Below are 16,596 nucleotides of genomic sequence, written 5' to 3'. Positions count from 1 at the left end.
CTTATATATTATAAAAATATGACAAGGGAAAGAAATCCCAACGTTCTGATCATCGACGACGAAGCGGAAATCAGGACCGCTTTAGAACGTGTGATCTCCAGAGAAGGGTACCACGTTTTTTTAGCGGAAGATTTCGAATCCGCAATGAGGATCGTAAGAGACTACGCTGTAGACATCGTAATTTCCGATATACTCATGGGCGGAAAAGACGGCATCGAAGTCGCAAGAGAGATCAAAAGATATAATTCTAATATACCTGTCATACTGATCACAGGGAACCCACAACTTCATACTGCAGAAGAAGCTCTTAGAAATCGTGTATTCGATTATATTTCCAAACCAGTCAGCAGACAGAACATTTTAGCCGCCTTAGAAAGCGCTCGCAAAGAGAAAGAAGATAGAGATAGAAAATCCAAAAAGATCCTAAAAGCAGTAAGAGAAAAAACTCATTTAGCTCAACAGTCCAAAGATCTAAACTATCGCAACAGCTTAATTCTTGAGACCACCGGAGATTGTGTCATCACCTTAGACGAAGATCTTTATATTCGAGGAGCGAATGAAGCTACGATCCGGAATTTCGGATACGAAGAAAGCGAGATAGTAGGCCAACAGATCACATTACTCATTTCGGAAGAAAATAAAGAAGCCTACTTGGAAAGAGTAGCGAATCTAATGACGAGGAAATCCGACCATAATATCGCTCGATTACATAATGCAGAGTTGGTCGGCAGAGACGGAGGAAAATTCAATTTTGATATCTCCGTTTGTAGATACGAACTAAACGGAAAAACATATTATACAGGGATCGCTAGAGATATCACTCAAAAGAATATTATCTCCGAAAAACTGATCGATGCGGAAAGAAGAGCATTCCTAACTACAATCGCTTCCAGCATCGGACACGAGATCAATAACGCACTTACAGCTATCCAAGGTTTCATAGAAGTTGCAAGACTCCCTGACGCGGACGAACCCATCAAAGATAAAGCGATCCAAGTCACATGGAATCAGATCACTAAGTTAAAGAACCTGACTTTCAACTTATTACAGTTAGGAAAACCGGGAGATAGTGGTAGGGATAGAGAGACCTTAGATTTAAACGAAGTTGTAGAGTCCGTTATAGAAGTTTTTAGAAAAACTACCAGGCTCAAATATTGCGAAATCGTATTTAATAGGAGTTCCGACAAAACGTCGGTCCATTCGAATGCGGATCAATTGAGCCTATTATTCTCGAATATATTCTTAAACTCTGCAGACGCCACAGAAAACAAAGGAAGAATAGAGATCACAGTTGGTGAGAAAAACCATCATCCAATGGTTAAGATCAAGGATAACGGTGTTGGTATGAGTAAGGAGATCATGAATAAGATCTTTCAGCCTTACTTCACCACTAAAAAGACCGGCCAAGGTACTGGTCTAGGAATGTTTGTGGCAAAAGAGATCGCGGATATTTTCGGGATCCGAATAGAAATTGAATCCGAGTTGGAAAAAGGAACGGAATTCCGCTTGGTCTTTCCGGACAAATTGTAGAACTAGCCTAAAAGGTTATGAACGAAGTTTTAGGGGAGATAGATTTTCGCTTCCTCGCACTAGACGGTAAATTCCCGGATAAGATAGATGCATTGAATCCGGAGGCCTCTGCTCGCAGATACTTTAGAGCTACCTATCCTGATGGAAACACTCGCATCCTATGCAAGGACCAAGTCTTCCAACACGATTTCCAAGAAGTCGGACATTTTTTAGAGCATCACGGTTTCAAAGTACCTAAGATCTATAAGACAGATGTATTCAATAAACTTATGCTACTCTCCGATGAGGGAGACTCGGATCTAACTTCCGTTCAAGATGATGCGGAATATAGGAATCTATTGGTCAGATCTTTAGATATCCTGATCGCATTACAGAAAACAAGACCCGAGTCCCCGGTTACAGGAAGAGAGTTCGATTACGAAAAATTGAACTTCGAGAATCAGTTTACGTTTTCTGCATATTCTCGCTTTTCCGAAATGTTCGGAATTCAAACTAAACTTAGGCCCGAAGTCGTCTTTTTTATGCAAGAAGCTGCTGGGTTTCTATCCGAATACCCGGAAAAAGTATTTTGCCATAGGGATTTTCATGCAAGGAACATCATGCTTTCCGAAAAGGGAGAGTTGACCTTGATCGACTTTCAAGATGCAAGATTGGGAACTCCGTTTTATGATCTCGCAAGTCTTCTCTACGACGCGTATAGACCGATCCCTTTTGCGATGAGACAGGGACTATTTCTTCTCTTCTTAAAATTAAGCGATAATAGATTTTCGAGAGCTAAAGAATGTTATTATTTGCAATGTCTTCAAAGATCCTATAAAGCATTAGGATCCTATTTCATGTTGGTCGCAGACAAAAAACAGGATAAGTATAGAAAAAGTATACTAAATTGTTTAGATAATTTAATTGAGATTGTTCAGGTCGGACTATTTCCAGATCAACTTTTCTTGTTCTTCCATCTTTTGAAAAAAGAATTAACATCTAATTCAAAATTTTCGGAAAAACTATAGGATGAAGGCGTTCTTTCCTTGTGCGGGCTTTGGCACCAGAATGGGAGAATGGACCAAATCTTCTCCAAAACCTATTTTAAAAATAAATAATATTTCTTTGATCTACTATTCTCTTTTTCATGCAAAAACCTGGGGAGTATCGGAAGGTATTGCAAATTTACATTATCTAGGGGAGAAGATCAAAGAGGAACTGAGCTCCTTCACTGATATTAAACTTTTATTCTCTTGGGAAGAACCTGAAATTTTAGGAACAGGAGGAGGGATCCGTACTGCTATAGAAAGATTTTGGAGTTTGAAGGATGAATTCCTAGTTTTAAATCCTGATTTTATACTCTTTCCCGAAGATGGTTTTTCCCCTTGGCCCGTCCAAAAAGAGAAAGAAGAATTCGATTGCATTTTATATTTATCTAAAATTCCAGATGGAGCCACCTACACCGGACTAGATCTCAAAGAAGGAAAAGTAAATTTCGGACCAGGAGGTTATTTTTATTTGGGGCTTTCTTGGATGAACGCGAAATGCCTCTCGGAATTAGAACCGAATCGCCCGTACGATCTCGCGGATACTTTCCGTAAACTTTCAAAAGAAGGAAGATTAGGGGGAAAAATTTTCCCAGGAACTTTTTTGGACTTGGGAGAAAAACAATTTTACGAACAATATAAGGATACCGATTTTTCGGATCGACTTTCCCCAAGCTGGATAGATTTCAAAAAGAAACTTTCAGATAAATCTATTTAAGTCTTTCTAATCCCCAGATTTGAACTTCTAATCTTTTGGAAAAGTGAAGAATGGGTTTTATATCCGGAAGTTTTAATCCTTCGATATCTGCCATCGTATTGATAAAAATCTCCGCTTCCGCTTTTTGCAAAGGCCAAGGCTCATGTAAGATCTCACAACGATATACGGACTTTCCCCAATTTGCATACAAACAATATCTTTCGGTCAACCAATGATCCAGACTCCCCTTCTTTGAAAAATATGGATCCGAGTTAGGTCCATATTTAGCCTGAAAATGAAATCTTGTATCGAATCTTCTTCTTTTGGAAGAATAACTGATCTGATCTTTACTTTCGGAAACTTTGAAATCGGCCAGATAATAAGGAAGATGGTAAAAGGCTCTTGCGATCTTTACTGCAGGAAAACTCTCCGCATCCAAACTGATAAAATACACCCCAGGTTTTCCATCTCGAGTAACGTATACTCTCAAGTTGATCTCAGGAAATTTGGATGCGAACGGCATTGTAGGAAGTCCTCTGAGCCTTATTCCACTCATATGAAATGGAACGACACCTATCCAGGTTTGGTTCTCAAACGTATCGATATCCAAACTTTGCGGAACAAACGGACGGATCATCGAAACCGGAACGGGCCAATGGATAAAAAGAAGATCGTGCCAGATCTGTTCCATTCTCCAATATCCCTTAGGAACTGGCCAAGGTCTATGTTCCGAGTTTATGAGCATTTTCGGGGCCTATTTATTCCAAATAGGCAATTTATTTCATTCATTATTTATATAAGAGACCAAAGGAACCTCGAGTTGACGATGTCTTCTTTCCTTAGCGGCTTAGCGTGGACCTATACCGTATGTAGGAGTTCCAACAGAGGTATTTTCCGTATCTAGACCGAGGTCAGTAGTCCCAAAAATGTAAAAATAGTTTAGATCCGTACACCCCAAAATGGAAACTGGGACCCTCTAACAGATATGCGCGATTTTAAAGTACTAGTCACAGAAGCTTCCAAGGGAGAAGAACCGGCGTGGACGGAGTTAATGACCCGTTTCGAAAAATACGTAGCTAGCCAAGCCGCAAAAAGGATCAGAGATGAATCCAAAGCGGAAGACTTAAGCCAAGAAGTATTTTTAGAAGCCTGGAAGGTTTTACCTTCTCTCAGGCAGCCGGAGGCGTTCCCATTTTTACTCCGAAGATTGGTACTAAAACATTCAGATCGTATTTTAAGAAAAAAAGATTTACTCGGAACTGAATTAAATCCGGAGATCACGAAAGCTGCTCCTAGATCCGGAGACAGTTGGAGAAAAGAAGTTTTAGACGCGTTAGATGAACTCCCTAGCGAAGAAAGACAACTTCTGAATCTTAGATATTTCGGAGAAATGAGCTACGAACAGATCACCGAACAAACAGGAATACCGATCGGAAACCTCAAAAACAAGCTCAGAAGAAGTAGAGAATTGTTACGCAGGCAACTTCTGAACAAATCAGATAGAAAAGATTGGTTGGAAGTCCTACACGGACCTATGGCGATCGCATCTTAATCTAGGAGAAATACATGTCCGAAACCGTTGCAGAACAACCTATACAATTCCCAGGCCTTCGTTTAGAGGAAAACCAACTCAAAGAAAGAAAAATTTTCCTTTGGGGACAAGTGGACGATAACTCCGCAAAACACGTAGTAGAACGTTTATTATATCTTTCGAATCAAGATCCTGAAAAGGATATTACTCTTGTGATCAATAGTCCCGGGGGAGCAAACACTTCCGGTATGTCTATTTTAGATACGATGGATCTGATCCCGAATGATGTACGTACGGTTTGTATGGGACTCGCAGCAAGTTTCGGTGCATTACTTCTTCTTTCAGGCACAAAGGGAAAAAGATTCGCTCTACCTCATAGCAGGATCATGTTGCATCAGCCTCATGTTCCTGGAACCTATCAAGCAAAAGCTACTGATATCGGCATCTTTGCTTCTATGATAGAAAGAGATAAAAAAGAGATCAACAAACTGGTAGCAGAAAGAACAGGACAAGCCTTAGAAGTTGTGGAAAGAGACACTGACAGAGATCTTTGGCTCACACCTGAAGAAGCAAGGATTTATGGAGTGATAGACGGAGTTTTGGAGAATTGGAAGTAAAAACTTCTAAACCTGAGGTTTTCCCAATTTGAACAAAAGATTTCCTCTTATCGTAGGCCATTCTTCTTTTGTAATACTGTAAACGGCGGTATCTCTTAAGGTACCGTTCTTACTGATCCTGTGATTTCTTAGAATCCCATCTAACTTAGCACCCAAACGTTCGATCGCCTTTCTGGATGCGAAGTTTAGAATATGTGTCCTAAATTCCACTGCAATACAACCTAAAGTCTCGAAAGCATGATCTAATAACAAAAGTTTACATTCAGTATTCACGAATGTTTTTTGCACGGACTTAGGATACCAAGTAGCCCCTATCTCTAACCTACGTGCATCTTTTTCTATATTCAAATATCTTGTAGTACCTAAAATTTTCGAATCTTCCTTTCTCAAAACTACAAATGGAAGTGAAAGCCCGGCCGATTGTTCATCCAAGGCTTTTTGGATCCAAGCAGACATTTGTTCCGGTTCAGGAATATTCGTGTACCATAATTTCCAGAGTTCTCCATCATGAAGAGCTTCCGCTAAAGCATCAGAATGTTCCAAGGAAAGAGGAATTAATTCTATCTTATCTCCTGAGAGTCGTATAGGTTTGGGAGGATAATAAGTAGAAGAGATCATATTTTCAAAGTGATCATAAAAGATCTAAATCTTCAAATAACCTGATAAACACCAGGCACAAATCTCTTCCGTATAAGGAAGATCTACAGCCTTTGCAACTACATCAGGAGGAACGGAATGAAAGAAGATCCGGTCGTCAACAGTCCTTCCGCAGATCTTACAAACTGAAAGTTTCCAAGGGAAAATGGTCTCTCCTTCCTTCTCCTGTTCAGAATGAGATCGGAAAGGTCGAATATCCTCGTCATTCTCTAGTTTATTTCGAAGAGACACATAATCGTTCTCGAAACCGATCTCTAATCTAAAAATATGTTCTCCATCGGCTGTATCGAACCGAAGAAGATTCGGATCTATTCCGATTTCCTTAAATTGTAAAATTGCCAGCGCGATCCCTATTCCGCGACCTTCCTCATCAAAAGGATAATCTTCATAATACTCGAATAAGTTTTCATAGGATTTCGCTCTGGAAAGATACTCGGTAAGAGCCTCTTCTGCTTCCAAAGTGATCGGAGCTAAATTCGCAATTTCTAATGTGATCCCGGTATTCGAATGCTGGATCGTGGTCCTAAGTATGGAACCTTCTTCCTTTAGTTTTGCTCTGGATCTTAAGGGTTCGGAGAAGTCCCAGTTATTCTCGAATTCAGACTCTCTTTCGGTTAGGGATTCTAAACTTAATGGATCCCAACCTTTTTCTAAATAGTAGGAATTCCTACAATTCTCCTTGTAAGCCATTTCTAAAAGAGAATAGGCCAATGATAATGCAGAAGGTAGTATATCCGTCTTTTTATAATATTCTAAACAGAAGCGGAGGTAATTTTCAAGATTGGATTTATAATATTGGGAGAATGCTACGCCGTGAAGAACGATCCTCTTTCCGAGTTCCATTCCTCGGACCAAACGTTCTTTTTTGGCTAATTCTATTTCCATTCGCTTATGGAGACTAGGGCTCTCCAAAAAGTATCGGGAGATTTGAGGCTCTGTCGCCTTCTTTTTATAGGCAATAAATTGAAAAAGAAACCGATCCCAGGCTATAGGAGATACCCGAAACCTGGGACCGGCTAAATTGGTGCTATATTGGATGGGAAAATATTACGAAACAGTTCTCCGAAATTTCTATTTAGGCCGTAGGCGAAGCACGGCTAGGCTCTGAAAGCAGGGAACGGCTAGGTTACCAAACTTTCGAACTAGAGATTAGGAAATAGAAGGGGGAGGTATATTCAGCAGATGCTGGGATAATAATTTATTGTGTTGGAATTGAAACCTATCCTGGTGGGAAGGGTTTGTATTGTCGAGACCTGGAGTATTAATTTCCGAAGCAAAAAGCTCTCCTAAAACCAATTCGGCAGGGTCGATGGTTTCTGCGAGATCGCTTAGTTCTTCGATATCGGTCTCTAATCCGATAATTGTTTGTGTTGAGTCGGATTTCTTCCCAGGATAAGGGCTGTTGGATAGTCCGGAATGTAGAAAAAATAGAAGAGTAAATAAGGCTAAGGAAGCCGAAACGAACCTTAGTTTTTTTCCTCTTTGGACCATACTGATCTAATCCGAAACCTGTTAGAATCTCTGTCAAGCTTTTAGAACTTATCGGTAAAAAACCTATTTGTTCTAAAATGAGATCAATTTCTTAGACTCCTTTTTTTCGAAGAGATTCACGCAAATTCTCAAAACCTGGCTTTCCGAGTAATGCGAACATATTTTTTTTATAAGCTTCTACCCCTGGCTGATCGAAAGGGTTCACGCCTAATACATTTCCGGAGATCCCACAGGCCAGTTCGAAAAAATACATCAATTGGCCTAAACTCGTGGCACCCGTATCCGGAAATAAGATCTCCAAACAAGGGACCTTCCCCTCTGAATGTGCTACTAAAGTGCCAAGAAGAGCCTGATGATTTACCTCTTCCATATTCTTTCCTGCAAGAAAATTGAGTCCGTCCAAATCGTCCGCATCCTTAGGGACCAAAACATTTGCCTCTGAATTCTTTGGATATAAAACTGTTTCGAAGATACTTCTTTCCCCTTCCTGCAAATACTGGCCTAAAGAATGTAGATCCGTAGTTAAATCCACTGAAGCAGGAAAGATCCCTAGGCCCTGTTTTCCTTCGCTTTCTCCGAATAATTGTTTCCACCACTCTGCAAGAGTATGAAGAGATGGATTATAACTCGCCATAACTTCTATCTTTTTGCCGGATCTATAAAATACGTTTCTATATGCGGAATAAATGCAGGCTAAATTTTTGTGAGGAGAAGTTTCCGAAAGTAGAAAATCCGCCGCTTCTTCAAAACCTTTCCAAAGAGATAATATGTCCACTCCGGAAGCCGCAATTGGGAAAAGACCTACTGGAGTTAATACGGAGTATCTTCCCCCCACGTTATCCGGAATTGAGAAAGTCTCGAATCCCAATTCGTCGGACATTTTTCGAAGAGCGCCTTTAGAACTGTCGGTTGTTGCGACTATTCTATCCTTTGCTTTCGCTCCGTATTTTTTTTTGGCTAAATCCCAGAGTAATCGGAACGCAAGAGCGGGTTCCGTAGTAGTTCCGGACTTGGAAACTACATTGATGGAAAATTCCTTATTCTCCAAATACTTTAAAAGTTCAGAATGATAACGAGTATCTAAATGATGTCCTGCGTATACGATTTCAGGAGAGCCAATCGAAGGAGAAGAGAAATAGGATTTGGAAGCTTCGATAATAGCCTTTGCTCCCAAATAAGAACCGCCGATGCCGATCACTACTACAGTTTCAGATTGTTTCCTAAATCTATCGGCTGCAATATTGATCCTTTCTAACTCTTGGAGATTTTTCTCTTTAGGAAGTTTTACCCATCCTAAAAATTCAGAGCCTAGAGATTTTCCGGAGAGAAGATTTTGTAATGCGGAGCCTGAATCTTTTAGCAAAGCCTCAAAAGATTTTGGGTCCACAAACTCCGAGGCAAAACGATCGTTTATTTCTAAAGAAAAGGCCATCGGCATTCCTCAAATTCGAACATCCGAGACAAATTAGTTATTGGAGTAAGAATAGCAAGGAAAAACGAAACTTTTTGAAACTGTCAATTTTCCAAAAACCCTTGTAAGTTTGGAACCTTCGATTTTATTTTCCAGAATGACTCTTGCCATAAGAGAAAATCTTTCCAAGTCCTTATCCAAAACATTTCCTGATCTCCCTGGGCAAGCAAAGCTCCGCTACTTCTCCTCTCCCGGCAGGGTAAATATTATCGGTGAACATGTAGACTACGCCGGAGGAACTGTCTTCCCTGCTGCCATCGATTTTAGAGTCCATTTTGTAATACGAAAGAACGGGTCCAAACTAATTCGGATCCATTCCTTGGATTTTGGATCAGAATTAATTACGGAAGAACCTCTGTATTCAGAGGAGAAACCTTGGGCAAATTATATTCTGGGAGTTGTATCCGAAGCTAAAAAGTTAGGGCTAAAGATAGAAGGTTTTGATCTTGCCTTTACCGGAAATATTCCCCAGGGAGCCGGGCTTTCTTCTTCAGCCGCTGTGGAAGTCGGAACAACTTTCGCTCTTTCAAAACTTTTTTCCTGGGACTTAAGTTTGGAGAAGATCGCATTACTCTCTCAAGCCGCTGAGAATAAGTTCGTAGGCGTTAATTGTGGGATCATGGATCAGTTTATCATCTCGGTCGCCAAAACTTCTTCTTGTATTTCCTTAAATACGGATACTTTGGAATATTCTTATCATTCCCTGGATCTTCCTGGTTATGAATTCTATCTGATCGATTCCCAAGTCAAACATAGCCTGAAAGAAAGCGAGTACAATGATAGAAGGAGAGAAGTTGAATCAGCGACTTCAAAATGTAAAAAACTCTCCCCAGATCTAAAAAGTTTGAGCGAAGCGGATTTTGCAATCTTAGAAAAGGCAGGCTTAGATCCGGTGGAACTTAAGAGAGCCACTCATATCGTAAGAGAAAGATCCAGAGTGAATAACGTTATTCGCTATTTAGAAAAAAAAGATCCTGAAGCTGTAGGTAGAGAGTTATTTCTTTGTCATAAATCCCTTTCGGAAGATTTCGAAGTTTCCTGCGAGGAAAGTGATTTTATAGTAGAATGGTCCAAGTCCCGAAATGTTCTAGGAGCTAGAATGATAGGCGGAGGTTTCGGAGGTTGTGTTTTAATCTTGGATAAATTGGGAAGATCAGGATCCTTATTTTCCGAGTTCGAAAAGATCTATTTCGAGAAATTCGGATTAAAACCTAAGATTTATAGATTTACTATTTCAGATGGAGTAAGAGAAGACCCTTAAGAGATATATTATCCCTTCCCCTAACATGATCTAAACCTTTCTTCGATTTTTAGATCAGAGAAAAAACGGATAAAATCCTTGCATAAACCGGAAGACATTCGATAGTCTTCGCATTCGATCAGATTCGACCGAGAAATATGGCAGATACTCCCTGGAACCTGGACAGTAAAGATTTCGATCATGACGCACCCGAACTAGGTGTTTTTTTAGATCAGGAAAATATTCCGGAAGGTCTCCCAAAAGAAGCAGTGGTCGTAAAAATCTCAGGCGAGATCAATTTATATTCTGCTCAGATTATGAAGGAAAGATTCTTCCATCTTTTAGATCGAGGTTTCATTTATCTGTTAGTGAATATGGAGAATGTGAAATATATAGATTCTTCCGGCCTGGGAGTTTTTATGGCGACCCATTCTAGACTCGTAAAGAGCGGAAAGGGAGGGATCGCAGTTTTTTCTCCTTCTTCTCAGGTGAATAAAATCCTAGAACTTACAAAATTGAAAAGTCTGATCAGAGTAGGCTCCACTTCAAAAGAAGCATGGAAACTTCTTGCACCTTGACCCGTTCCGACTCCCAAAAATCCAAAAGACATTTAGAAACATTACTCCATTGCAGGTTATGCCCTGAAATGATAGGAAGACCGGTGCATGGATTTGTTCCGGGCGCAAAGATCATGAGTATAGGTCAAGCTCCAGGCATTCACGAAGAAAAATTCGGAAGACCATTCGCATATACTGCGGGCAAAACTTTGTTCAAATGGTTCTTATCCATCGGGATACAAGAAGAAATTTATAGATCCAAAGTGAATATGGCCGCGGTTTGTAGATGTTTTCCCGGAAAGGCAAAAAGTGGAGATAGAAAACCGAATCCAACCGAAGTGGAAAACTGTTCCAGATACTTAAACTTCGAAGTGACATTTAACCAGCCTAGATTGATCATACCGATCGGAAAATTAGCGATCGATCAATTGGTAGAAGATAAAAAATATAAACTGGACGCGGTAATCGGCAAGAAATTCAAAAAGAATTTTTACGGAGTAGATCTGGAGTGGATCCCTCTTCCTCATCCTTCCGGACTAAATGTTTGGAATCATACCCGGGAAGGAAAGATATTGATCGCAAAATCCTTGGACTTAATAAGAAAACATCCAGTGATCAAAGAGGAATTTTTCTCTAAAAATTAAATCCTCCGTTCTTCAAAGTTTCGGAATTTTTATAAAACCATTTTTTAGGGCTTATCCCGGTCTTTCTTTTAAATTCTCTAATAAAATGTGCCTGGTCATAATAACCGGACTCGAGCCCTATTCGAGTTAAACTTGTAGAAGAATTATAAAATTTGAATATATTTCGAAAACGGACCAGGCTTGCATATTCTTTCGGATTTAGGCCCATCCTGGACTTAAATCCTCTTTCCAAAGAACTTTGACTAACTCCTAGATCTTTCGCCAATCCTTTGATCCCGATCTCCCCCAAAGAATTTTTGATCCGAGAGATTGCTTCGGATAAAAACGGCTCTTTATCTTCTTTTATGCTTCCTGATTTCCAGAATTTCTGCCAGATCTCATTCGGATCCGAATTTTTAAGTTCCGCTTCTTCGCAGTCTGATAAGAACTCGGACAGTTCTTGTTTGGAGAAAAAATGATCCAAGCTCAAACTTTGGTCTTTCAATTCGTTCATAGGAACAGAGATCCTAAGAGAGAGAAGTAAGGGAGATATTTGGATGAGGATCGATCTTGTATCTTTTTCGTTGGAGAAAGTCCTGGATCCAGTCAAAATTCCAGTGACTCCTGCCTTAGTTAGAGGTTTGGAAACTTTTCCATCCTCTAATAGTATCTTGCCTTTGGTTTGGATCCCTATTACACAATTCTCTCCAGGAAGAACTGTATATGTTTCCGAAGAGGCCTTATGATTCCAAAAAACTCTCATCGTATTTAAGAGTGTTTTGGGTCCTTCCAGGACCACCATTTCATTTTTTCAGGCTCCGGATCGGATGTCCCGGAAACATAAACTGCGCAGCGGAAAACATATAACATACAGCGATCCACATGAGTGCCTTGGTACTCGCAGATCTGTTCGTACAATTTTTCGGGATCTAATTTTGCAAGTTCCAATCGGCTACGAATTCCCAAATTCCATAGATCTTCCGAAATCGATTTACCGACTCCAGGAAGAGTTTGAAATTCTTTTAAGATCGAGGCTTTTTCGGAATTCATTTCAATAAGAATCTATTGTAATTTTGATAAAAAGCAAGTTTCTTATTCCAATCTGTGGGAAATCCTACGTTCATTTTAGCATTTCTTCAAACCGATCCTTTACGGGAGTTGGAACATTTGGTAAAAGATACTTAGCCCAAAGTTTTAATTCTTCTTTTTCGAATTTAGAGAAAATTTCCTGTTGATGTGAATCCAATTCAGTATCCGTAAAATATAAATGTAAAAAAGATTGGGTCTCTTCTTCCTCTCTAGTCATATGGGAGAAGTAATCCGTTTGAAAACGAATTAGTTTTTCATAAAATATATCTGAAATCGCTCCGGCTTGACTGACCTCTGAATGAATTCTTTCCAAAAGAGATCTTAATTCGTCTATTTTGGCTTCCAGATATTTATGCTCTTCCTTATCTGTTGAAGAAGCATCTTGGTTTTTTATTTCTAAATATTTCAGGCTTACTGATTCTTCATCTCTTGCGTGAATTTCCAAAATATTAAAGATTTCTGTACCTAATTGAAATAGATCCTGGTTCTCTTTTGGATCCCTATAATTCGTTTGCCCTGCTTCCTGTACAAGTTTAGAGATCGCATATCGGATCGCCTTATGTGGGAAGTCATACACTTTTTTTCGGTTGTTTTGCATGTTAATTCTCCCGGATAACGATCTAATCTTAGCGTTTTATCGAGAAAAAAATTGTATAAAATCGTCAGAGAGGTTCTTTATTTTCCGAAGGACTGGGCGAAATGGAACATGAATATAGAACCCAAAGCAAAGCCAACTGAAAGAATATGATAAAAATTGAAACTTTCTTTAAACACGACCGCTCCTAAAAAAATAGAAGTGGTCAGTATCGAAAATACAGCGTACAGAATATAATACGTAGTCCCGTATCTTGTGAATAAAAAATAAAATCCTAGAAATGTAAGATATAGACCAATGCCTCCTACAAGTATTTCTACGATATTCTTTGAAAAATACTCCATGCTATTTTCCTTTCCAACAAAAAGAGAAGAAACCAAGAGTAAAACTAAACAGACTATCAATAAGAAGATCAAAAATAAAAAAGGATTTTCGGAAGAGGCGGATTTTTTCTGGCCGTATGCGAACAATGCATTCCCGACTGCTGCGAGTAGAGCAAAAAGTATTGGATAAAGTAAGGAGATATTTTTCATAAGAGGACCAAAGCGTTTAGAGTATTCCAATTTCGAGTAGTAGCGACTACTTTTAATTTTTTCTCCAGGAAAGGATTCGAAAGTTTTGTTTTTCCGTATCCGTTCGGAAAATGGAGATATATCTGTTTTTCGGACAAAAAATATTCTTCTGTTCTATCTTTTACAGGATCTATAACTTCTTTTGGGTCGATCTTAGGAGCTTCCTTCATGAACATTACATACAATGCCTTCCCTTCTTTTTTTCGAAAAGGATTGGAACCGATCACTTCCTCTAAACTTTTCTTTTCCAAAGTAATAGAAGAGATATTCAATTTAAAAACTTTCTGGATCTCTTCTTCTATCTTTTTATCTAACTCGGAAGTTTTGGAAGATTTCGTTTCAAAACTTACATTCCCACTTTGAATGTAAGTTCGAACATTTTGGAATCCCAATCCCAAGAACATTTCGGCAAGATCCTTCATCTTGATCTTGTTTACTCCGCTTACGTTTACCGCTCTGAGAAGTGTGATGTACGTTTTCATAAGATTTTTACAGTATGGATTAAGATTGGCCTTCTTCCATTTCTTCCGAAAGAAGTTCGTACGCTCTCTCAAAGTCCTCATCATCAACGAATATTGTGATCAGAGTATCGTTCAAGGGAAGAATTCCTCTTAGAGGATTTAGTTCATCCCCTTCTTTTACATAAGGAATTTCTAATGCAGAAAGCCTCGATTCCAAAAGAACAGCTTCCATATAATCATTCGTCTGAAATATCTTTTTCAAAGGATTATTTCTCCGAATAGCCTAAAACTTCCCAGCACCAACGCTTTTCCAAAGCCCTATCTGCAAAGGAAACGGATTCAGGATCCGCGTTTTCTTTTAAGATCTTCCATACATTTTGGTTTTCAGAATTAGAAATAATCCGAGCCCCCGGAAACTCTCCACCTAGCTCTTCTGCCCTTTTTGAGGCTTCTTCCCAATCCATCTCCTGAAAAACAGGAATATATTCCCTAATTTCAGAAACCCATTCTAATGGAAAAGAAATCCCCTTAGGAAGTACGAGCACGATCCTATGCAACATATTCTCCCCTCTATGAGCTAAGGTCCTAGAAAGATAAGATGCTGGGACTTTGGAAAATTCTTCCATAATTTCTGTAATTAAATCCGGATCGAATGGTTTCCTTGGATATAAGATAAGATCGGTAACTGCATACGGATCTTTCTTAAACCTTAGATCCAACTTTTCAAAAAAATCTTTTTTAGATCTTTCTAGATCATCTCCCCTCCACCAGATCGAGACATGCCTTGAACCTGAGATGGAAAGATCCTCTATCCCGAATTTTTCACTCAACCCTGGCGAGAAGGAATATACATCAGGATTTTTCGGATCTGGGTCGGAGAGCAAACTCCTAGGAGTCTCATCCAATCTTCTATCTAACCTTTCTTCGGAACGAAATAATGTAGTACTCAGATCTTCCGCACTAAAATTCGGAGTACGGATCACTCTATAAGGAGGTTTAGGAAGATAGATCAGACCTTCCGATTCTGCATCCTTACGCATCGCAGTCCCGGGCAAAATCGATAATGGAAATACCTGGACCCATTCTCCCAAACCATGACTATAAAAGAATTCAATCCCTTCCATCACATCATCTGGAGTATCTCCAGGAAGTCCGATGATCAGATCTAATAAAAGTTCTATCCCTCGATCGGCGAGCATTCTAGCTGCTTCTGCGACTTTTTCAGGACTTCCGAAACGTTTTACACGCTTTAAGGTTTCCTTATTGATAGATTGCATTCCGAGTTCTATACGATTGAATCCAGCTAACGCAAGTTTATCTGCGATCTTTTCGGTAATCCCTTCCGATCTTAATTCCCCGAACATGGTCATGGATCTGTCCGAATTCACGTCAATGATCGCATCCAAAAAATCCTCGAAGCCCGGTCTATGATTGAATGTAGGATCTAAGAAAACCAACTCTTTGGCCCCTCTATCTTTCAAGCTGGATAGAAGACGGATCGTTTCCGGAATATCTAAAGTTCTTAATACGTTACTACTCTTAGGATAAAAACAATAAGTGCATTGAGATCTACAACCTCGGACAGTTTCTAAATAAGTGGATCTTGCCGGATCTACCGGAACAAATCCTTGCAGATAAGGAGAAGGATAACTCGTAAGAGGAAAGGAAGCGTTCTCTTCTCTAGAAAACATTCCCATCTTTCCGTCGGACCCACGAACTGCGATATTGGGAAGTTTGCGTGGATCTTCTTTTTTCAAAAGAGTTTCCATCAAAGCAAAAAATGTATGTTCTGCCTCGCCGGACACAGCAATATCATAACCTGTCTCGGATAATACAAAAGGATTGTCCGGATTTACTTCCGGCCCACCGATCAGGATTTTTGTAGAAGGAGATCTACGTTTTACTTCCTTTGCAAGATGAAGGCTTCTTTCAGTATTCCATAGATATAAGGAAAATCCTAAGAACTCAGGCTCGTCTTTTGCGAGTCGATCTGCGAGCTGGGTATCCCCTTCTTTATCCGTGATATCCGGATCCAAAACTTCTAGATCCAGACCTTTTTTTTCGAGGCCATTTTCTCTAGCAGAAACGGCCAAACATCCTGCAGCCAAAGGAACATTTCCAGTAGCAGCAAATGCTGTAGGTGGAGGAACCGGCAATTGTACTAGTTTCAGTTTCGCCATAGAAGTCTTACTACAATTGTTTAGACTTCTACGGTTTATTCAATCCGGAAATCGCTGCATTTCACCTGCTTTTAGAGCCCTTTTTTGTTTACTTTCACTCTCATCGATCGCCGAAACAAAGGCGCTAAACATTTGGATTATATTTTAGAAAAAATGAATAAAACTACCTATTCGAGCGATATACAAAGTTTTCAATTTATGGTTATATACCTCTTCGATTTGCCATCGTTATGAGATAAATAATTTATTTCATAATCGAA

At 39.5% G+C, this 16,596-nt stretch carries 20 protein-coding genes; 8 read left to right on the top strand and 12 right to left on the bottom strand.

The genetic code is table 11. The features are described 5' to 3' along the window. Nucleotides 1-18 precede the first annotated feature (18 nt). Genes EHQ64_RS06325 through EHQ64_RS06315 form a run of 3 tightly spaced genes read left to right on the top strand, consistent with a single transcriptional unit; the run spans nucleotide 19 to nucleotide 3,273 of the window. Nucleotides 19-1,530, top strand: a complete 1,512-nt coding sequence (locus EHQ64_RS06325) for a hybrid sensor histidine kinase/response regulator (RefSeq protein ID WP_135648645.1) — start codon at nucleotides 19-21, stop codon at nucleotides 1,528-1,530. 17 nt (nucleotides 1,531-1,547) lie between these two features. Continuing rightward, nucleotides 1,548-2,537, top strand: a complete 990-nt coding sequence (locus EHQ64_RS06320; protein ID WP_135648644.1) for a phosphotransferase — start codon at nucleotides 1,548-1,550, stop codon at nucleotides 2,535-2,537. A 1-nt stretch (nucleotide 2,538) separates the two neighbouring features. After that, the gene (locus EHQ64_RS06315; protein ID WP_135648643.1) at nucleotides 2,539-3,273 is read left to right on the top strand and encodes a glycosyltransferase family protein; all 735 of its coding nucleotides are present in this window, start codon (nucleotides 2,539-2,541) and stop codon (nucleotides 3,271-3,273) included. On the opposite strand, the gene EHQ64_RS06310 is transcribed toward EHQ64_RS06315, so the two are convergent. Beyond that, a complete protein-coding gene (locus tag EHQ64_RS06310) occupies nucleotides 3,266-3,943 on the bottom strand; it encodes a YqjF family protein (RefSeq protein ID WP_246048604.1) in 678 nt (225 codons plus the stop codon). The genes EHQ64_RS06315 and EHQ64_RS06310 overlap by 8 nt on opposite strands. A 294-nt stretch (nucleotides 3,944-4,237) precedes the next feature. Here EHQ64_RS06310 and EHQ64_RS06305 point away from each other — a divergent pair, with 294 nt between their 5' ends. Then, nucleotides 4,238-4,804, top strand: coding sequence for an RNA polymerase sigma factor (locus tag EHQ64_RS06305; RefSeq protein ID WP_135648642.1), 567 nt, complete (start codon nucleotides 4,238-4,240; stop codon nucleotides 4,802-4,804). A gap of 14 nt (nucleotides 4,805-4,818) precedes the next feature. Then, complete coding sequence (locus EHQ64_RS06300; protein ID WP_135648641.1) at nucleotides 4,819-5,400, top strand: ClpP family protease; 582 nt, start codon at nucleotides 4,819-4,821, stop codon at nucleotides 5,398-5,400. 6 nt (nucleotides 5,401-5,406) lie between these two features. Here the strand turns inward: EHQ64_RS06300 and EHQ64_RS06295 are convergent, their stop codons facing one another. The 4 genes from EHQ64_RS06295 to EHQ64_RS06280 form a co-directional block, all read right to left on the bottom strand. Beyond that, entirely contained in the window at nucleotides 5,407-6,018 is a 612-nt protein-coding gene (locus EHQ64_RS06295) for a GNAT family N-acetyltransferase (protein ID WP_135648640.1), read from the bottom strand. Between the two features lie 24 nt (nucleotides 6,019-6,042). After that, nucleotides 6,043-6,942, bottom strand: coding sequence for a hypothetical protein (locus EHQ64_RS06290; RefSeq protein WP_135648639.1), 900 nt, complete (start codon nucleotides 6,940-6,942; stop codon nucleotides 6,043-6,045). Between the two features lie 264 nt (nucleotides 6,943-7,206). Further along, complete coding sequence (locus EHQ64_RS06285) at nucleotides 7,207-7,548, bottom strand: hypothetical protein (protein WP_135648638.1); 342 nt, start codon at nucleotides 7,546-7,548, stop codon at nucleotides 7,207-7,209. A gap of 91 nt (nucleotides 7,549-7,639) precedes the next feature. Next, entirely contained in the window at nucleotides 7,640-8,980 is a 1,341-nt protein-coding gene (locus EHQ64_RS06280) for a glucose-6-phosphate isomerase (protein ID WP_135648637.1), read from the bottom strand. A 136-nt stretch (nucleotides 8,981-9,116) separates the two neighbouring features. Here EHQ64_RS06280 and galK point away from each other — a divergent pair, with 136 nt between their 5' ends. From galK to EHQ64_RS06265, 3 genes are all read left to right on the top strand, one after another. Further along, nucleotides 9,117-10,280, top strand: a complete 1,164-nt coding sequence (gene galK, locus EHQ64_RS06275) for a galactokinase (protein WP_135648636.1) — start codon at nucleotides 9,117-9,119, stop codon at nucleotides 10,278-10,280. 137 nt (nucleotides 10,281-10,417) lie between these two features. Continuing rightward, nucleotides 10,418-10,837, top strand: coding sequence for an STAS domain-containing protein (locus tag EHQ64_RS06270; protein WP_135648635.1), 420 nt, complete (start codon nucleotides 10,418-10,420; stop codon nucleotides 10,835-10,837). Continuing rightward, on the top strand, nucleotides 10,816-11,460 hold the full coding sequence (locus EHQ64_RS06265) for a uracil-DNA glycosylase family protein (protein ID WP_135648634.1): 645 nt from the start codon (nucleotides 10,816-10,818) through the stop codon (nucleotides 11,458-11,460). The genes EHQ64_RS06270 and EHQ64_RS06265 overlap by 22 nt, the downstream gene beginning before the upstream one ends. Here EHQ64_RS06265 and EHQ64_RS06260 read toward each other — a convergent pair. The 7 genes from EHQ64_RS06260 to EHQ64_RS06230 all read right to left on the bottom strand — a co-directional run bounded on the left by EHQ64_RS06260 (nucleotide 11,450) and on the right by EHQ64_RS06230 (nucleotide 16,336). Beyond that, entirely contained in the window at nucleotides 11,450-12,241 is a 792-nt protein-coding gene (locus tag EHQ64_RS06260; protein ID WP_135648633.1) for an AraC family transcriptional regulator, read from the bottom strand. The genes EHQ64_RS06265 and EHQ64_RS06260 overlap by 11 nt on opposite strands. Next, nucleotides 12,208-12,489, bottom strand: a complete 282-nt coding sequence (locus tag EHQ64_RS06255; protein ID WP_135648632.1) for a helix-hairpin-helix domain-containing protein — start codon at nucleotides 12,487-12,489, stop codon at nucleotides 12,208-12,210. Before EHQ64_RS06255 ends, EHQ64_RS06260 begins: the two co-directional genes overlap by 34 nt. 70 nt (nucleotides 12,490-12,559) lie before the next feature. Then, nucleotides 12,560-13,126 (bottom strand): hemerythrin domain-containing protein, encoded by a 567-nt coding sequence (locus EHQ64_RS06250; RefSeq protein WP_135648631.1) that lies wholly within the window; start codon nucleotides 13,124-13,126, stop codon nucleotides 12,560-12,562. Between the two features lie 77 nt (nucleotides 13,127-13,203). Further along, nucleotides 13,204-13,656 carry an EamA family transporter gene (locus EHQ64_RS06245; RefSeq protein WP_135648630.1) on the bottom strand — a complete coding sequence of 151 codons (453 nt, stop codon included), beginning with the start codon at nucleotides 13,654-13,656 and terminating at the stop codon, nucleotides 13,204-13,206. Then, complete coding sequence (locus EHQ64_RS06240; protein ID WP_135648629.1) at nucleotides 13,653-14,177, bottom strand: DUF1697 domain-containing protein; 525 nt, start codon at nucleotides 14,175-14,177, stop codon at nucleotides 13,653-13,655. The genes EHQ64_RS06245 and EHQ64_RS06240 overlap by 4 nt, the downstream gene beginning before the upstream one ends. A gap of 19 nt (nucleotides 14,178-14,196) precedes the next feature. Further along, nucleotides 14,197-14,418, bottom strand: coding sequence for a putative signal transducing protein (locus EHQ64_RS06235; RefSeq protein WP_135648628.1), 222 nt, complete (start codon nucleotides 14,416-14,418; stop codon nucleotides 14,197-14,199). 4 nt (nucleotides 14,419-14,422) lie between these two features. Continuing rightward, nucleotides 14,423-16,336 carry a B12-binding domain-containing radical SAM protein gene (locus EHQ64_RS06230; protein ID WP_135648627.1) on the bottom strand — a complete coding sequence of 638 codons (1,914 nt, stop codon included), beginning with the start codon at nucleotides 16,334-16,336 and terminating at the stop codon, nucleotides 14,423-14,425. Nucleotides 16,337-16,596 lie beyond the last annotated feature (260 nt).

It is taken from the genome of Leptospira sarikeiensis (assembly GCF_004769615.1).
GTDB lineage: Bacteria > Spirochaetota > Leptospiria > Leptospirales > Leptospiraceae > Leptospira_B > Leptospira_B sarikeiensis.
Note: the sequence above shows the minus strand (reverse complement) of the source record. Positions and strands in the feature narration are given on the sequence as shown.

Coding starts and splice junctions, on each gene's coding strand:
- EHQ64_RS06325 (WP_135648645.1), top strand. CDS start 19: ATGACAAGGGAAAGAAATCCCAACGTTCTGATCATCGACGACGAAGCG.
- EHQ64_RS06320 (WP_135648644.1), top strand. CDS start 1,548: ATGAACGAAGTTTTAGGGGAGATAGATTTTCGCTTCCTCGCACTAGAC.
- EHQ64_RS06315 (WP_135648643.1), top strand. CDS start 2,539: ATGAAGGCGTTCTTTCCTTGTGCGGGCTTTGGCACCAGAATGGGAGAA.
- EHQ64_RS06310 (WP_246048604.1), bottom strand. CDS start 3,943: ATGGAACAGATCTGGCACGATCTTCTTTTTATCCATTGGCCCGTTCCG.
- EHQ64_RS06305 (WP_135648642.1), top strand. CDS start 4,238: ATGCGCGATTTTAAAGTACTAGTCACAGAAGCTTCCAAGGGAGAAGAA.
- EHQ64_RS06300 (WP_135648641.1), top strand. CDS start 4,819: ATGTCCGAAACCGTTGCAGAACAACCTATACAATTCCCAGGCCTTCGT.
- EHQ64_RS06295 (WP_135648640.1), bottom strand. CDS start 6,018: ATGATCTCTTCTACTTATTATCCTCCCAAACCTATACGACTCTCAGGA.
- EHQ64_RS06290 (WP_135648639.1), bottom strand. CDS start 6,942: ATGGAAATAGAATTAGCCAAAAAAGAACGTTTGGTCCGAGGAATGGAA.
- EHQ64_RS06285 (WP_135648638.1), bottom strand. CDS start 7,548: ATGGTCCAAAGAGGAAAAAAACTAAGGTTCGTTTCGGCTTCCTTAGCC.
- EHQ64_RS06280 (WP_135648637.1), bottom strand. CDS start 8,980: ATGGCCTTTTCTTTAGAAATAAACGATCGTTTTGCCTCGGAGTTTGTG.
- galK (WP_135648636.1), top strand. CDS start 9,117: ATGACTCTTGCCATAAGAGAAAATCTTTCCAAGTCCTTATCCAAAACA.
- EHQ64_RS06270 (WP_135648635.1), top strand. CDS start 10,418: ATGGCAGATACTCCCTGGAACCTGGACAGTAAAGATTTCGATCATGAC.
- EHQ64_RS06265 (WP_135648634.1), top strand. CDS start 10,816: ATGGAAACTTCTTGCACCTTGACCCGTTCCGACTCCCAAAAATCCAAA.
- EHQ64_RS06260 (WP_135648633.1), bottom strand. CDS start 12,241: ATGGTGGTCCTGGAAGGACCCAAAACACTCTTAAATACGATGAGAGTT.
- EHQ64_RS06255 (WP_135648632.1), bottom strand. CDS start 12,489: ATGAATTCCGAAAAAGCCTCGATCTTAAAAGAATTTCAAACTCTTCCT.
- EHQ64_RS06250 (WP_135648631.1), bottom strand. CDS start 13,126: ATGCAAAACAACCGAAAAAAAGTGTATGACTTCCCACATAAGGCGATC.
- EHQ64_RS06245 (WP_135648630.1), bottom strand. CDS start 13,656: ATGAAAAATATCTCCTTACTTTATCCAATACTTTTTGCTCTACTCGCA.
- EHQ64_RS06240 (WP_135648629.1), bottom strand. CDS start 14,177: ATGAAAACGTACATCACACTTCTCAGAGCGGTAAACGTAAGCGGAGTA.
- EHQ64_RS06230 (WP_135648627.1), bottom strand. CDS start 16,336: ATGGCGAAACTGAAACTAGTACAATTGCCGGTTCCTCCACCTACAGCA.